We start from the raw sequence: 15,063 nt of genomic DNA, 5'->3' as shown, positions 1-15,063 counted from the left end.
GCCTCAGCTGCGGTCGCCGGGCGCACCGGCGCTGCCGTAGCGGTCGGTCTCGTGGAAGAAACCGTCGACGGTACGGAGTTCCCCGGCGTCGCGCACCGCGTCGTAGACCCGCTTGCCCACCGCGAGGTCGAGGACGCCGAGCCCGAACGGCGAGAAGACCACCGGCCGGTCGGCGGGGACCTCGGTCCGGCCGGTCAGCACGTCGTACAGGGTGCCGTCGAGGAAGTCCCGGCCGCCGGTGAGCTGTTCGGTCAGGTGCGGGGAGGTGTCGGCCTTCAGACAGTGCTCGACGTCGTCGACGAAGTTGGCCGAGGCGAGCAGCACCTCGGGGGCGAGGTCGCGCAGCGAGACGTTGAGGACGAGCGGGTTATGGGCGAACCACGAGGGATCGCCGACGTGCGGGGCGGCGGCGACGGTCGCGAAGACCACCAGGTCCGAGCTGCGGATCAGCTGCTCGGCGCCGCTGTGCACGGTGATCCGGCCGCCGACGCCGGAGGACTCCAGATAGCCGCGGAAGCCCGCCGCGTGGTCGGCGGAGAGATCGTGGACGCCGATCTCGTCGAACTCCCAGCCGGTGCGGGCCAGATAGGTGTGGATGTGGCGGGCGATCAGCCCGCTGCCGATGAAGCCGACCCGCGCCGGGCGGGCGCGCCCGCGGGAGAGCCGGTCGGCGGCGAGCGCCGCGGAGGCGGCGGTCCGCGCGGCGCTGACGATGGAGCTCTCCAGACAGGCGAACGGGTAGCCGGTTTCCGGGTCGTTGAGGATCAGGACCGCGGAGGCGCGGGGCACCCCCCGGCGCACATTCTCCGGAAAGCTGGATATCCACTTCAGCCCGTCGACCCGGGTGGCGCCGCCGAGCGAGGCGGGCAGGGCGATGATGCGCGAGGCGGGCCGGTCGGGAAAGCGCAGGAAATACGACGGCGGATTCACCGTGTCGCCGTCACCGTGCACCCGGTACGCCGCTTCCACCAGGTCGACGGTGTCCTTCTCGTTCCCGGACAGCACGCGGTCCACCTGCACGCCGGGGATCACGGCGAACGGCGGGACATGGACTTGCCGATTCATGCACCACTCCATTTGCAGTAGACGGGGGGCTGTTGCCGCCCCGGGCGGAACGCCTGTCGACCGACGCCCGGCACACACCGCAATGTTTCCGCCTTGCGCTGACACGGTGCTGACATGGGATCGCACCTCATCGGGCCTGCGTTTTTCATGCAACGCTTAATGGTCTGTTCCGCTCTTTCCCGCCTTCCTAGAGTCGTTCATCGGTGGCGCCACCCCGAGGGGCACAAAAACGGATGGCGTTCACGACGACGGGGGATCCGGCCTTTTCCGACCGGAACTCGTAGAAGCTACCGACAGCTACCGACGGGAGTAATTCGGTGCTCAACAACGTAGTGATCGTGGGCGGTGGAACGGCGGGCTGGATGACCGCCTCGTACCTCAAAGCCGCATTCGGTGAACGCGTCAACGTCACGCTGGTGGAGTCCGGCAACATCTCCACCGTGGGCGTCGGCGAGGCGACCTTCAGCGACATCCGGCACTTCTTCGAGTTCCTGGGACTCAAGGAGAAGGACTGGATGCCGGCGTGCAACGCCACGTACAAGCTCGCGGTGCGGTTCGAGAACTGGCGCGAGAAGGGCCACTACTTCTACCACCCCTTCGAGCAGATGCGGTCGGTCAACGGCGTGCCGCTCACCGAGTGGTGGCTCAAGCAGCGGCCGACCGAGCGGTTCGACAAGGACTGCTTCGTCATGGCGTCGGTCATCGACGCCGGGCGCAGCCCCCGCCACCTCGACGGTTCCCTCATCGACCAGCCCTTCGACGAGGGCGCGGACGAGATGCAGGGTCTGACCATGTCCGAGCACCAGGGGAAGACGCAGTTCCCCTACGCCTACCAGTTCGAGGCGGCGCTGCTCGCCAAGTACCTGACGAAGTACTCCGTCGACCGCGGTGTGCGGCACATCGTCGACGACGTCAAGCACGTCGATCTCGACGACCGCGGCTGGATCAGCGGCGTGCGCACCACCGAACACGGCGACCTCACCGGCGACCTCTTCATCGACTGCACCGGATTCCGCGGCGTGCTGCTCAACCAGGCGCTGGCGGAGCCGTTCATCTCGTACCAGGACACGCTGCCGAACGACAGCGCCGTCGCGCTCCAGGTGCCGATGGACATGGAACGCCGCGGCATTCTGCCGTGCACCACGGCGACCGCCCAGGACGCCGGATGGATCTGGACGATTCCGCTGCTGGGCCGCGTCGGCACCGGCTACGTCTACGCCAAGGACTATCTCTCGCCGGAGGACGCGGAGCGCACTCTGCGGGAATTCGTCGGCCCGGCGGCCGCGGATGTCGAGGCCAATCACATCCGTATGCGCATCGGCCGCACCCGGAATTCCTGGGTGAAGAACTGCGTGGGCGTCGGACTGACCGCCGGATTCGTCGAGCCGCTGGAATCCACCGGTATCTTCTTCATCCACCACGCCATCGAACAGCTCGTCAAGTACTTCCCCGGCGAGGACTGGGACCCGGTCCGCCGCGATCTCTACAACAGCGCCACCGGCCATGTCATGGACGGCGTCCGGGAATTCCTGGTGCTCCACTACGTGGCGGCCAAGCGGAACGACACGCAGTACTGGCGCGACACCAAGACCCGCAAAATTCCCGATGCGCTCGCCGAGCGCATCGAGCGCTGGAAGACGCAGCTGCCCGACTCGGAGACGGTCTACCCCTACTACCACGGGCTGCCGCCGTACTCGTACATGTGCGTCCTGCTCGGCATGGGCGGTATCGACATCAAGCCGTCGCCCGCCCTGGACCTCTCCGACGGCGAGGCCGCCCGGCGGGAATTCGCGCTGATCCGGGAGAAGACGGCGCGGCTGACGGATACCCTGCCGCCCGCCTACTCGTACTTCGCCGGGTTGGGCTGACCCGACCCGGACCCCGATCGGGAAGGACCCCTGCGCGATGGACGTGCTGTACCTGTTACCGCGGTTCGCACACGCCGTGGCGGCGCTCGCCGTCGTCCTGTTGCTCGCCGCCGCCGGCAGGGCGGCCGCCCGCCGGCTGCGCCAGCCGGAAGTCGTGGGGGAGGTCACGGTGGGCCTGCTGGCCGGGCCCGCCGTGGTCGCGTCCTTCGGCGCCCCCGCCCTCGACGTGGTGCTGCCGCGCCCCGTCTTCGACCTGCTCTCCCTGTTCGCCCAAGCCGGGCTGGTGCTGTTCCTGGTGGGCCTCGCGCACAAGCTGGCGGTCGGCCCGGACCGGCCACCGCGGCGGGCCACCGGGTGGGTGATCGCCGGTTCGCTGCTGCCCGCGCTGTTCACCGGCGCGCTGCTGACCGGGTGGGTGACGCTCGTCGCGCCGCCCGCCGTCCGCGGGGACGCCCCGCTCCCGGCCCTGGGCCTGATGATCGCGGTGGCGATGTCCATCACCGCGGTGCCGGTGCTCTCCCGGATCCTCGCCGACCGCGGTATGACCGAGTCGGCCGCCGGACGGCTCGCACTGGCCTCGGCCATCGCCATCGACGCGATCGGCTGGCTGCTCCTCACGGTCGCGATCGGCCTCGGCTCCGGCAGCGCCTCCGGCACCCTGCACGGGCTGCGGGCGCTGCTGTTCGGCGCCGGGTGCGCGCTGGCGGTCCGGTACGGGCTGCGCACCCGGGTGGCGCGCGATCTGTGCACCCGGCTGCCGCGCGGCACCGCGGTGGTGCTCGGGGCGGTGGCGCTGGCCGTGGCGCTCGCCATGGAGCACCTGGGCATGACGGCGATCCTCGGCGCGGCGCTGGTGGGGCTGGCCGTACCGGGCGGCGAGGGGGCGCCCTGGGCCCGCCCGGTGCATCTGGTCTCCCGGGCGGGGCGGGCGCTGGCCCCGGCGTTCTTCGTGGTCACCGGCATCACCGTGCTCACCCGCGGCTTCTCCGCCTCCGCCTGGTCGCTGATCGTGGTGGCGGTGGCGCTCGGCTGCGCCGGGAAGCTCCTCGGCGGCTACGCCGGTGCCCGCATCGGCGGGCTGCCGCGCGGGGAGGCGGCGCGGATCGGTGCGCTGATGAACACCCGCGGGCTGACCGAACTGATCGTGATCCAGGCCGGGTTGAGCTCCGGCATCCTGGCTCCGCCGCTGGTCCTGGCGCTGGTGGTGATGGCGCTGGTGACGACGGCGCTCACCGGCCCGCTGCTGAATCTGCTCGACCGCCGGGACGCGCGCCGGTCCGCGGACGCGCGCCCGCCCCGGCAGGTCACCGACCCCGGACAGCTCCCCGAGCCGGGAGCGCCTCCCGTGCGGGACGCCGGTGGGCTTCCCGCGGAGACAGAAAGCGGTACCCGATGACCGAGCCCGCGACAGACACCCGGACGGCCTCCGCCCGGGCCACCCCCGACACCTTCCGGCACATGATGAGCGGCTTCCCGACCGGCGTCTGCGTGGTGACCACCACCGACCACGAGGGCGCGCCGCGCGGAATGACCTGCTCCTCGGTGTGCAGCGTCTCGCTCGATCCGCCGACCCTGCTGGTCTGCCTGCGCGACGGCAGCCCGACGCTGGAGGCGATCATGAAGAGCGGTGAGTTCGCGGTGAATCTGCTGCACGAGGAGGCCCGTTCGGCGGCGGAGCTGTTCGCCTCGGGCAATCCGCGCCGGTTCGACCTGCTGCCCTGGGAGCAGTCCCCGGACGCCGCCGGTCCGCATCTGACCCGTGACGCCCACACCGTCGCCGACTGCGAGGTCACCCTGACCCAGCGGGTCGGCAGCCATGTGACGGTCTTCGCCACCGCCCGCCGCATCGTGACGCACCGCTCGCTGCCGCCGCTCCTCTACGGTCTGCGGCAGTTCCGTGCCTGGCCCACCGCCTGACACCGCGTCATGACGAAGGCCCGGTCCCCGCCCGGGGGCCGGGCCTTCGCGCTGTCCGCCCCCGGGCGGCCCACCTGCGGGCCGTCCCTCCCGTCGAGGGGAAGTCTGTCCTTACCTTTGACAGCTCACAAATCCATGTGTCAGCCTGAACTTACATGCTTCCCGGAGAGGGCGTGGACGATGACGAGCGAGGAGTTGCTGGTGGTACTCGCCGCCGTGGGGCATGCCCAGCGTCTCCGCGTCATCGCGGAGATCGCCGGTGGGCGGATGTACGTCAGTGAGCTGGCCCGCCGCCTGGGCATGTCCCGGCCGCTGCTCTACATGCACCTGGAGCGGCTGGAGAAGGCCGGTCTGGTCAGCGGCAGCCTGGAGCTGTCGGACAGCGGCAAGGCGCTGAAGTACTTCGAACTGGCGCCGTTCGACCTGCACGTGACCGCCGAGACCATAGCCACCGCCGTGGCGGCGGACGCACCGGAGACAGTCAGCGACACGAAAGGAACGACATGACCGGCGCCGTCATCACGATCGCCATCGTCACGATCATCGCCGGCGGCAGCACCGCGGCGGTGGTCGCCTACTTCCGGCTCCAGCGCCACCGCGCCGACGCCGTGGCGATGGCCGCGTACCGCAAGCTCGCCGAGGAGGCGTCCGCCGGACACGCCCGCCTCCAGGAGCAGCTGCAGACCCTCGACGCCCGCCTCACCGCGATCGAGACGCTGCTGCGGAGCGTGGGATGACGACGGCGGTCAAGTCCCTGCTGGTGGCGCCGGTCTCGGCGGCACTGCTGACGCCCCGGCGGCTGGCCCGCGCCGCCAACCCGCCGCGCATGCTGGTGTCGGCGGCGACCTGGCGGGCGACCGGCTACCTCGCCGGGCACGCGCTGGCCGGATCGGTCTTCTGCGCGGTGGCCACCACCGCCCTCCTCGCGGGTCTCCTCCTCGGCCAGCTCACCCTGACGCTGGCGCTGGCCTCCGGCACCGCCTGGGTGGTCCGCTGCTGCGCCCAGGTCGAACGGGGCCGGGCCGCGCTGGTCGACGCGCCGATCCCGTACGCCTACCAGCCCGTCACCGAACCGGGGCTCGCCGGGCACCTCAAGGCCCGGTTCACCGACCCGGCGTTCTACCGCGACTGCTGCTATCTGATCCTGCTGCACCCGCTGCTGCTCCTGCTCGATCTGCTCACCCTCGCGCTGTGGCTCACGCTGCTCGCCGGGGCGGCGCTGCCCCTGTGGTTCTGGGCGGTCGGCGCCCGGCAGGCGGACGGCTCGTACGTCCACGGCGTCCGGCTCGGCCGGTCGAACGGTCTGGGGCCCGGCGTCTGGATCGACAGCTGGCCCGCCGCGCTGATCGCCTCGGCGGTCTTCCTGGTACTGGCCATGTACGCCTCGTACGCCGTGGTGGCCGCCGCCCGGCTGCAGCTCACCGTCGCCCACGCCCTGCTCCGCCCGCCGCCCGACCCGCTCGCCCCAGCCCGGCGCGTCCTCGCGGAGCCCGGCCCGCTCACCGCACCGCCCACCCCGCCCGGCCCGGACGCCGGGTCCACCGCACACGGAGGACATCGCACATGAACGGGACCCCGAGTCCGCAGGGCTACGACGCCCCCGACCGTCACGCCGTCGTGCGGCTCGACGACGTCCACAAGGTGTACGGCGGTTCGAAGAACCGCGTCGCCGCCCTCGACGGCGTGTCGATCGGCTTACCGCGCGGCAGCTTCACCGCCGTCATGGGCCCCTCCGGCTCCGGCAAGAGCACCTTTCTGCACTGTGCCGCCGGACTCGACCGGCCCTCCTCCGGCAGCGTCCACCTCGACGGCGTGGACCTCGCGCCGCTCAACGAGAAGGAGCTGACCAAGCTCCGCCGCGAACGCATCGGCTTCATCTTCCAGGCGTTCAACCTGCTGCCCGCGCTGACCGTCGTCGACAACGTCACCCTGCCGCTCCGGCTGGCCGGACGCCGCCCCCGGAAGGCCGAGGTCGACGAGGTCATCGAGCGGGTCGGGCTCGCCTCGCGGCGCGGCAACCGGCCCGGGGAGCTGTCCGGCGGTCAGCAACAGCGCGTCGCCATCGCCCGCGCGCTGATCACCAAGCCCGCCGTCGTCTTCGGCGACGAGCCGACCGGTGCCCTCGACACGTACACCGCCCGCGAGGTGCTGACACTGCTGCGCGAGGCCGTGCAGTGGGGCGGGCAGACGATCGTGATGGTCACCCACGACCCGGTGGCCGCCTCGCACGCGGACCGGGTGCTGTTCCTCGCCGACGGGAAGATCGTCAGCGCGCTGGCCGCCCCCACCGCCGATCAGGTCGCCGAACGGATGACCCACCTCGGCGCCTGGGGCGACACCTCCGCCGCCGAGACCCCCACGCACCGGCGGGAGGCCCGGCGGTGATCCGGCTCGCCTTCAAGACGCTCCGCTTCCACAAGGGCGGCTTCCTCGCGACGTTCATCGCGCTGTTCTTCGGCGCCGCCATCGTGGTGGGCTGCGGTGGCCTCTTCGAGACCGGTCTGCACAAGGCCGCCCCGCCGCAACGCCTCGCCGCTGCCCCGCTGTTGATCACCGGCGACCAGCGCTTCCCCGACACCCGGCGCGACATCTTCCCCGAACGCGTCCGCCTCGACCGGACGCTGGCGGACCGCGTCAAGGCCGTCCCGGGCGTCTCCGCCGTCGTCCCGGACGTCTCGTTCCCCCTCGCCACCCTCGACGGCGGGCACCCCGGCGCCCAACTGACCGGCCACGGCTGGTCGTCGGCGCGGCTGGCCCCGTACCGCACCACCGAGGGCACCGCGCCCACCGGTGCGCGGGAGATCGCGGTGGACACCCGGTTCGCGGCGGAGCACGGCGTGCGCGTCGGGCGGACGGTGCGGCTGACGGTGCGCGGCGAGGCCGGTGCCTACCGGGTCACCGCGCTGGTGTCCGGCACCGGTGACCCGGCGACGGTCTTCCTCACCGACGCCGCCGCCGACCGCGCCACCGGACGCCCCGGCACCCCCGACGCCCTGGGCGTGTTCACCGCCCCCGGCGCCGACACCGCCACCGTCCACCAGGCCGTCACCAAGGCCGTGGCGGGTACGGAGCGGGCGCCCGGGATCGCGCCGCCGCAGGTGCTGACCGGCGACGAACGCGGCTGGGCGGAGCACCCCGAGGTCATCGCCGAGGGCAGCAAGCTGGTGACGCTGGCGTCCGTCTTCGGCGGGCTGTCCGCCGCGGTCACCGTCTTCGTCGTCTCCAGCACCGTGGGCCTCTCCCTCAACCAGCGGCAGCGCGAGTCGGCGCTGCTGCGGGCGATCGGCGCCACCCCCGCGCAGCTGCGGCGGATGGTGCTCGGCGAGACGCTGGTCGTCGCCGTCGTGGCGACCGCGCTGGCCACCTTCCCCGGGCCCGCCATCGGCCGGGTGCTGCTGAGCGCGTTCGCCTCCGCCGGAGTGGTCCCCGAGACCATCGCGTTCCGGGCCGGTTTCGTGCCCGTCGCCATCGGTGTCGCCACGGCGCTGCTGACGGCGCTGGGCGCGGCGTTCCTCGGCGCGCGGGCGGCGACCCGCACCCGGCCGACCGAGGCGCTCGCCGAGGCGTCCCTCCAGCGCCGCTGGTTCAGCGCGCCCCGGCTGGTCTTCGCCCTGCTCTTCCTCGCGGGCGGTACGACGCTGGCGCTGGTCACCGCGGGGGTGGACGGGCCGACGGCGGGCAGTACGGCGACGCCCGCGGCGATGCTGTGGACGGCCGGTTTCGGGCTGCTCGGGCCCGGACTCGCCAAGCTGATCACGGCGGCGCTCCGCGGTCCGCTGCGCGCCTTCACCGGGCTGGCCGGTTCGCTGGCCACGCTCAACGCCAAGGCCCGCACCAGCCGGTTCGCCGGTGCGGTGATGCCGGTGATGCTCGCCAGCGGTCTGGCGATGGCCCTCATCTACCTCCAGACCACCCAGTCCAGCGGCGCCGAGCGGGCGTTCCGGGAGGATCTGCGGGCCGATCTGGTGGTCACCTCCGCCGACGGCAGCCTGCCGCTGGACCTCGTCCGGACCGTCGCCCGGCAGCCCGGCGTCGCGGCGGCGTCCGCGCAGATCTCCACCCTGGGCTACCTCGACCCGCCGGTGCCGAAGCCGGAGCCGGGCGACGAGCCCGACAGCCCGAACCCGGAGAAGGTGCCGCTCCAGGGCGTCACCCCGGACGGGCTGGGCCGGACGACGGCGTACCGCGCGGCCACCGGCGACCTCGCCGCGCTGACCGGCGAATCCGTCGCGCTGCCGACCACCATGGTCACCGAGGGCGGGTACAAGCTGGGCGACCGGGTGCCGATGCGGCTCGGCGACGGCACCCCCGTCCGCCTCACCCTGGTGGCCACGCTCGACGGCCGTCGCGGCTACGAGACGGCGCTGCTCCCGGCCGCCCTGCTGGCGCCGCACACCGGCACCGGACTGCTGCCGCAGATCATGGTGAAGGCGGCACCCGGCACCGACCCGGCGAAGCTGACCGGCACGCTCTCGGCCCTGGCGAAGGACCATCCGGGGCTGCGGGTCGCCGACCGCGACGCGCTGGCCGTCGCCCGGGCGGACGCCGACGAGACCCAGACGTGGATGTCGTACCTGCTGCTCTGCATGGTGGTGGGGTACGCGACGATCGCGCTGGTGAACACGCAGGTGGTCGCGACGACCGAGCGGCGCCGCGAGTTCATGCTGCAACGCCTCATCGGCTCCACCCGGCGTCAGGTGCTCCAGATGATGACGGTCGAGGCGGCGCTGGTGGCGATCGCCGGGATCGTGCTGGGTGTGCTGGTGGCGGCGTTGACGCTGGTGCCGCTGAGCATCAGCGTGCTGGGCTCGCCGATCCCGGACGGCTCCCCGTGGATCTTCATCGGGGTGGTCGCCGCGGCCGTCGGCCTGACCCTCGCCACCACCCTGCTCTCGGCCCGTCTGGTCCTCCGGGGCAAGCCGGGTCAGATGGCCGGGGTGCGGGAGTGAGCCCCCGCCCCTGACCCACCGAGAGAAACGGCGAGGGCCCCGGTACGCGGTACCGGGGCCCTCGCCGTGACGGTGCACGGTGCGTTCGGAAGGCGGTCAGGAAGCCCAGCGTGCCGGGGACATCAGGGCGGCGGCGCCGCGCGGCCGTACCGCGACCGGGGGCCGCTGCGGGCGGGCGACGCGGCCGTCCAGCAGCGCGACGCCCAGCGGGGTGACGGTGTGCAGCACGGTGTTGCGGATCCGGCGGGTGGTGATCAGCCCCGTCTCCCGCAGCACCGCGGTGTGCTGGCTCGCACCGGCCGCCGAGATGCCCAGCTGGTCGGCGAGTTGGCCGGTCGTGCAGGTGGCCCGCAGCGCCCGCAGCGCGGCGGCGCGGGTCTGCCCCACCAGCGCGCCGAGCGACTGCGACGGCGGGTCGGACTCCTCCCACAGCGCGGCGGCGCGCGCCGCGTCGGGCGGCGCCGCGAACGCCAGCACCGGCGGGCCGCCCGCCGGGGGCGTCATCAACCGCGCCGCCCGGTGGAGGAAGACCGACGGGACGAGCACCAGCCCCCGCCCGCCCAGCCGGATGTCCTCGTCGGGCCCGCCGGGGATCTCCAGGACCGGCGCCCGCCACACCGTGCGGGGGTGCAGCGTCGCCAGCAGCTGTTCGGCGCCCCCGGCCATCATGATCCGGCCGCGCGCCTCGCACTCCGCCTCCAGATAGGCCCGCAGCCGGTCCCAGTAGGGCGCGACCGCCGCCCGCCACACCGCGGTCAGCTCGTCGGAGACCTGCCGGGCGCCGGGCCCGCGCACCGGCGCCGCGCCCGTCTCGTCCCCGGCGTGCCGCTCGGCGCAGGCGAGGAACGCGTCCGGCCCCGGCGCGGTACCGCCGTGGAGCGGGTACGGCCGCCGGGGCAGCCGCTTGCCGACCTGACTGCGCCAGCGGGCGTAGGGCGCGCCGACCCCGCGACCCAGGAGCCCGACCGCGAAGGCCGTCTCCACCAGCGGGCCCGCGGTGGTCCGCAGGCGGGTTCTCGCGAGGTCGGCGGCGTCGAAGTGGATTCTCTGCATGGTGGCCCCCGTAGTCCCGCGGGCAGCCGCGGGAGATGAAGAAGATGACGCGGTGAACGGTCCACGCCGGGCGCGCGACGCTCAGGCGGAGCGGCCGGTGAGGGAGACGAAGACCTCGTCGAGCGTCGGCCGCCGCAGCGCGAAGTCGGTGACGGCGATGTCCGCGGCGTGCAGCGCGGCGGCCACCGCGGCGATGGTGTCCGTACCGCCGTCGACGGTGAGCGAGAGGGTGCGGGTGGCGTCGTCGGCCAGCGGCTCGGCCGCGGTGACCCGGCGCAGCGCGGAGACCGCGGCGGGCAGGTCGGCCGGGTGGGTCACGGCGATCTCCAGCCGCTCCTCGCCGGTCTTGCGCTTCAGTTCGTCGGGCGTGCCGTCGGCGATCACCCGTCCCGATTCGACGACCGCGATCCGGTCGGCGAGTTGGTCGGCCTCCTCCAGGTACTGCGTGGTCAGCAGGACGGTGACCCCGTCGGCGACCAGGTCCCGTACCGCCGTCCACAGGGACATCCGGCTCACCGGGTCGAGGCCGGTGGTGGGTTCGTCGAGGAAGAGGACGGCGGGCCGGGCGACGAGGCAGGCGGCCAGGTCCAGGCGGCGGCGCATCCCGCCCGAGTAGGTCCGGGCCGGGCGGTCGCCCGCGCCGGTCAGCTCGAACCGGTCGAGGAGCTGCGCCGCCCGCTCCCGTGCGGCGGCCCGGCCCAGGTGCAGCAGGGTGCCGATGAGCGTGAGGTTCTCGCGTCCGGTGAGGAGTTCGTCGACCGCCGCGTACTGTCCGGCGAGGCCGATGCGCCGCCGTACCTCGTGCGGCTGCCGCACCACGTCGTACCCGGCGACCTCCGCCCGTCCGCCGTCCGGGGCGAGCAGTGTCGCCAGCATCCGTACGGTGGTCGTCTTGCCCGCGCCGTTCGGCCCGAGCAGGCCGAGCACCGTACCGGACGGCACCGCGAGGTCGACGCCGCGCAGCGCGCGCGTGCCCCGGTACTCCTTGCGCAGTCCCTCCGCCTGAATCGCCATGCCCACGCGTCAGCCCTCCGGCCCGGTGCCGTACGGCCGGTCAGGACGCCTGCGGCGAGGCGGACTCGCGCAGGCTCAGCGGGCGCATGTCGGTCCAGTGCTGCTCGACGTAGGCGAGCGCCGCCTCCCGCGGGCCCGCGTCGAGCGCCACCCGCCAGCCGTCGGGCCGCTGGGCGAAGGCCGGCCACAGCGAGTGCTGGCCCTCGTCGTTCACGAGTACGAGGAACGTTCCGTCCTGGTCATCAAAGGGATTCGACACGTCGCCCACTCACTCCCGTATCCGAGTCGTCTGCCGTACGCACCGGCCGCCCGGCGCACCGTCATGCTTGCGGACCCCGCTGACACGGCACTGACCGCGCCCTGATGCGGCGCCACCCGCACGGCGCCGGGCACCGTGCGGGCGGGTACGTAAATCTCCGGGCCGTCAGCGGGCGAGCCGGGCCAGCTTCCGCCGGGTGGCCGCGACATCGCACTTGCCGTTCGCGTTGAAGACGATCTCCGCCACCACCCGCACCTCCTGCGGGACGAGCCCGGAGGGCAGCACCCCGGCGAGCGCCGTCCGCAGGGCCCGCTCCAGCGCCTCGCCGTCGGCCGCCGGATCGGTGGCGCGGACGAACAGCTCCAGGCTGTCGACCGGCCCGCGCACCACGTCGAACGCGGCGTCGGCGACGCCGGGCACGGACAGCACGTGGTGGCGGAGCTCGCCCAGTTCGACGCGGTAGCCGTTGACCTTCCACTGGTCGTCCCGGCGCCCGAGGTGCAGCAGCCGCCCCCCGGGCAGCACCTCGGCCAGATCGCCGGTGCGGTACGCCGGACCGGGCCCGCCGCCCAGCTCCCGCTCGTCGAGGAACCGCTCACCCGCGCCGCCCAGATACCCGGCGGCGACCGCCCGTCCGGCGATCACCAGTTCCCCGGGGCGGCCGGGCGGCAGCGGTCGCAGCCCGTCGTCGACCACGTAGGCGCGGGTGTTCCAGGCGGGCACGCCGATCGGCACGGTCGGTGTGGTGGGCACGGTGCGGTTGTCGAAGACCTGGGCGCAGCAGCCGATGGTCGTCTCGGTCGGCCCGTAGTGGTTGATCAGCCGTACGCCGTCGAGCCGGGCGCCGAGCGCGGTGATGAGCGCCGGGTCGAGGCCCTCGCCGCCGAACATCAGCAGCCGGGTCGCCCGGTCGTACCGCGGCGGCTCGGCGAGCGCCTCGAAGAACCGGGCGTGCGACGGCGTCAGCTTGACGAAGGTGTACCGCTCGCCGCCGAACAGCGTCGCCTGGTCGTGGAGTCCGGCGACCGTCACCACCCGGTTGCCCAGGGCGAGCGGCACCCACAGCGAGGTCATCGCCAGGTCGTAGCCGAGGCTGGCGAAGAGCGGGCTGCCGCCGCCGTCCGATCCGGTCAACGAGCCGCACCAGGCGACGTAGTTGGCGAGCGAGGCGTGCGGCACCAGGACGCCCTTGGGGGTGCCGGTCGACCCGGACGTGAAGACGACATAGGCGATGTCCGCGCCCCGGGGCAGCTGCCGCTCCGGCGGTGCCGCGAGGTCCGCGAGCGCCGCCACGTCGATGACGGGCACCCCGGCGGCGGGCGGCGCCGCCGCCGGACCGTCGTGGAGCAGCGCCGCGGGCCGGGCCCCGGCGAGCACCGTGGCGACGCGCTCCGCGGGGTGCGTCGGGTCGAGGGGGACGTAGGCGGCGCGCAGCGCCATCACGGCGAGGGCGCCCGCGATCACGCCGGGCGTGCGGTCCGCCCACAGTGCGACCCGGTCGCCGGGCCGCACCCCCGCCTCGTGCAGCGCGTCGGCCACCACGAGGGCGCGGTGCCACAGCTGCCGGTAGGTCCAGGACGTACCGGCGGAGCGGACCGCGACGGTGTCGGGCCGCAGCCGGGCGTGGGCCCGGACGATCCGCACCACCGAGTCCGTTCCGATGTCGCGCACCTCACCGGAGAGCATGCCGGGGTGTGCCGCTGACGAGACCATCACTGCTCCTGTTGTCGGCTGTTCGTCCCGGGCACGGGCGCCCGGCGGAGGGGTCGGGGCGCTGGCCGGTCAGGTCAGTGCGGCACGGCTGACCATGTCGCCCATGGCCACGATGATCTTGCGGTCGCCCTCGAAGGGGTCCCGTCCGTGCGAGACCAGCATGTTGTCGATGATCGCCACATCGCCGCGCTCCCAGACGAACCGCTGGGCCAGGGAGTCGTAGAGCGACCGCAGCCGGTCGACGGTGGCGTCGCCGATCGGCGAGCCGTCCCCGAAGGACGCGCTGCGCGGATAGGCGGTCTCGTCGTCCCCGAACAGTGAGCGCATCACCTCCCGGTCGGCGCTCTCCAGACAGGCCGGGTGGTGGAGGAACAGCTGGTTGAAGAAGACCTGCTCGCCGGTGACCGGGTGGCGGACGACGGCGGGCGCGTCCTGCACGGTGCGCAGCACCCCGTCGGGCAGCCACTCGCAGCTGACGCCCTGCGCCCGGCAGCGCTCCTCGACCGTGCGCCGGTCGTCGGTGCCGAACATCTGCTCCCAGCCGACGTCCAGCCCCGGGATGAAGTTGCGGACGTAGCGGATGCCCCGCTTCTCGAAGCGGGTCCGCTCCTCCTCGGTGAGCGCCTGCCACACCTTCCGGCCGTCGACGATCGGGGTGGCGCCGCCGCCCGCCGCGGGCTGCAGACAGCAGAAGAACTGCCGGCTGGGCCACTGCGGCAGGTGCGCGCTCTCGTGGTGGAACAGGATCGACTGACGGGCGGGGTACGGCGTCGAGCGGTAGACCCGGTCGGCGTCCTTCTCGTGCGGCAGATCGCCGTAGTCGCCGTAGAGGGCGGTCACCAGCGACGCGGCCAGCGCCTCGAACGCGTCGTGGCCGGTGACGCCGAAGCCACGCAGCACCACCGCGCCGTGGGTGAGCAGCAGCGTGTCGAGAGCCGGGCGGTGCCGCCCCGCCCACTCCACGGTGTCGAGGTCCGGCGCCTCGCACCGGAGCAGGGGCGGAAAGATCTCGTCGTTGATGGAGACGCCAGGACCGAACATTCCCGACCATCCCTTCTTCTCGTGGTCGCAGACACCGGCCGCGCCTCGCCCGAGGCCGCTGCGGTCTGCCCGGCGAAGGGATGCCACCGGAGAACCCCGCGACTCCGTGGGACATGTTCGGCTTCTGACCGCGCGTCAACCGGCCCGGCGCCGTGCTCAGCAGGAACGATCACGAGTCTAGGAA

14 protein-coding genes are annotated in these 15,063 nt (G+C 73.3%); 8 read left to right on the top strand and 6 right to left on the bottom strand.

Going from position 1 to position 15,063, the window contains the following annotated elements:
- Window positions 1–3 precede the first annotated feature (3 nt).
- Window positions 4–1,065, bottom strand: a complete 1,062-nt coding sequence (gene sbnB / locus IF23_RS0121535; RefSeq protein WP_051739786.1) for a 2,3-diaminopropionate biosynthesis protein SbnB — start codon at window positions 1,063–1,065, stop codon at window positions 4–6.
- A gap of 317 nt (window positions 1,066–1,382) precedes the next feature.
- On the opposite strand from sbnB, the gene IF23_RS0121530 reads away from it, so the two are divergent.
- The 8 genes from IF23_RS0121530 (at window position 1,383) to IF23_RS0121495 (ending at window position 9,799) form a co-directional block, all read left to right on the top strand.
- Entirely contained in the window at window positions 1,383–2,933 is a 1,551-nt protein-coding gene (locus IF23_RS0121530) for a tryptophan halogenase family protein (protein WP_030286093.1), read from the top strand.
- A 37-nt stretch (window positions 2,934–2,970) separates the two neighbouring features.
- Window positions 2,971–4,329 carry a cation:proton antiporter gene (locus IF23_RS0121525; protein ID WP_051739785.1) on the top strand — a complete coding sequence of 453 codons (1,359 nt, stop codon included), beginning with the start codon at window positions 2,971–2,973 and terminating at the stop codon, window positions 4,327–4,329.
- Entirely contained in the window at window positions 4,326–4,850 is a 525-nt protein-coding gene (locus tag IF23_RS0121520; protein WP_030286090.1) for a flavin reductase family protein, read from the top strand. Before IF23_RS0121525 ends, IF23_RS0121520 begins: the two co-directional genes overlap by 4 nt.
- A gap of 180 nt (window positions 4,851–5,030) precedes the next feature.
- Window positions 5,031–5,357: an ArsR/SmtB family transcription factor gene (locus tag IF23_RS0121515; RefSeq protein ID WP_030286088.1), complete on the top strand. Its 327-nt coding sequence runs from the start codon at window positions 5,031–5,033 to the stop codon at window positions 5,355–5,357.
- Window positions 5,354–5,587 carry a hypothetical protein gene (locus IF23_RS0121510; protein ID WP_030286086.1) on the top strand — a complete coding sequence of 78 codons (234 nt, stop codon included), beginning with the start codon at window positions 5,354–5,356 and terminating at the stop codon, window positions 5,585–5,587. Before IF23_RS0121515 ends, IF23_RS0121510 begins: the two co-directional genes overlap by 4 nt.
- Window positions 5,584–6,417: a sensor domain-containing protein gene (locus tag IF23_RS0121505; protein ID WP_030286084.1), complete on the top strand. Its 834-nt coding sequence runs from the start codon at window positions 5,584–5,586 to the stop codon at window positions 6,415–6,417. The genes IF23_RS0121510 and IF23_RS0121505 overlap by 4 nt, the downstream gene beginning before the upstream one ends.
- Window positions 6,414–7,235 carry an ABC transporter ATP-binding protein gene (locus IF23_RS0121500; protein ID WP_051739784.1) on the top strand — a complete coding sequence of 274 codons (822 nt, stop codon included), beginning with the start codon at window positions 6,414–6,416 and terminating at the stop codon, window positions 7,233–7,235. Before IF23_RS0121505 ends, IF23_RS0121500 begins: the two co-directional genes overlap by 4 nt.
- Complete coding sequence (locus IF23_RS0121495; protein ID WP_030286080.1) at window positions 7,232–9,799, top strand: FtsX-like permease family protein; 2,568 nt, start codon at window positions 7,232–7,234, stop codon at window positions 9,797–9,799. Before IF23_RS0121500 ends, IF23_RS0121495 begins: the two co-directional genes overlap by 4 nt.
- A gap of 96 nt (window positions 9,800–9,895) precedes the next feature.
- On the opposite strand, the gene IF23_RS0121490 is transcribed toward IF23_RS0121495, so the two are convergent.
- The 5 genes from IF23_RS0121490 to IF23_RS0121470 form a co-directional block, all read right to left on the bottom strand.
- A complete protein-coding gene (locus IF23_RS0121490; protein WP_030286078.1) occupies window positions 9,896–10,852 on the bottom strand; it encodes a helix-turn-helix domain-containing protein in 957 nt (318 codons plus the stop codon).
- Window positions 10,853–10,933: 81 nt separating this feature from the next.
- Window positions 10,934–11,866, bottom strand: coding sequence for a daunorubicin resistance protein DrrA family ABC transporter ATP-binding protein (locus IF23_RS0121485; RefSeq protein WP_030286076.1), 933 nt, complete (start codon window positions 11,864–11,866; stop codon window positions 10,934–10,936).
- 40 nt (window positions 11,867–11,906) lie between these two features.
- The gene (locus IF23_RS0121480) at window positions 11,907–12,125 is read right to left on the bottom strand and encodes an MbtH family protein (protein WP_030286074.1); all 219 of its coding nucleotides are present in this window, start codon (window positions 12,123–12,125) and stop codon (window positions 11,907–11,909) included.
- A gap of 165 nt (window positions 12,126–12,290) precedes the next feature.
- Window positions 12,291–13,838 carry an amino acid adenylation domain-containing protein gene (locus IF23_RS0121475; RefSeq protein WP_078654152.1) on the bottom strand — a complete coding sequence of 516 codons (1,548 nt, stop codon included), beginning with the start codon at window positions 13,836–13,838 and terminating at the stop codon, window positions 12,291–12,293.
- Window positions 13,839–13,907: 69 nt separating this feature from the next.
- Window positions 13,908–14,879, bottom strand: a complete 972-nt coding sequence (locus tag IF23_RS0121470; RefSeq protein ID WP_051739782.1) for a TauD/TfdA family dioxygenase — start codon at window positions 14,877–14,879, stop codon at window positions 13,908–13,910.
- Between the last annotated feature and the right edge of the window lie 184 nt (window positions 14,880–15,063).

It is taken from the genome of Streptomyces catenulae, assembly GCF_000718015.1.
GTDB lineage: Bacteria > Actinomycetota > Actinomycetes > Streptomycetales > Streptomycetaceae > Streptomyces > Streptomyces catenulae.
Note: the sequence above shows the minus strand (reverse complement) of the source record. Positions and strands in the feature narration are given on the sequence as shown.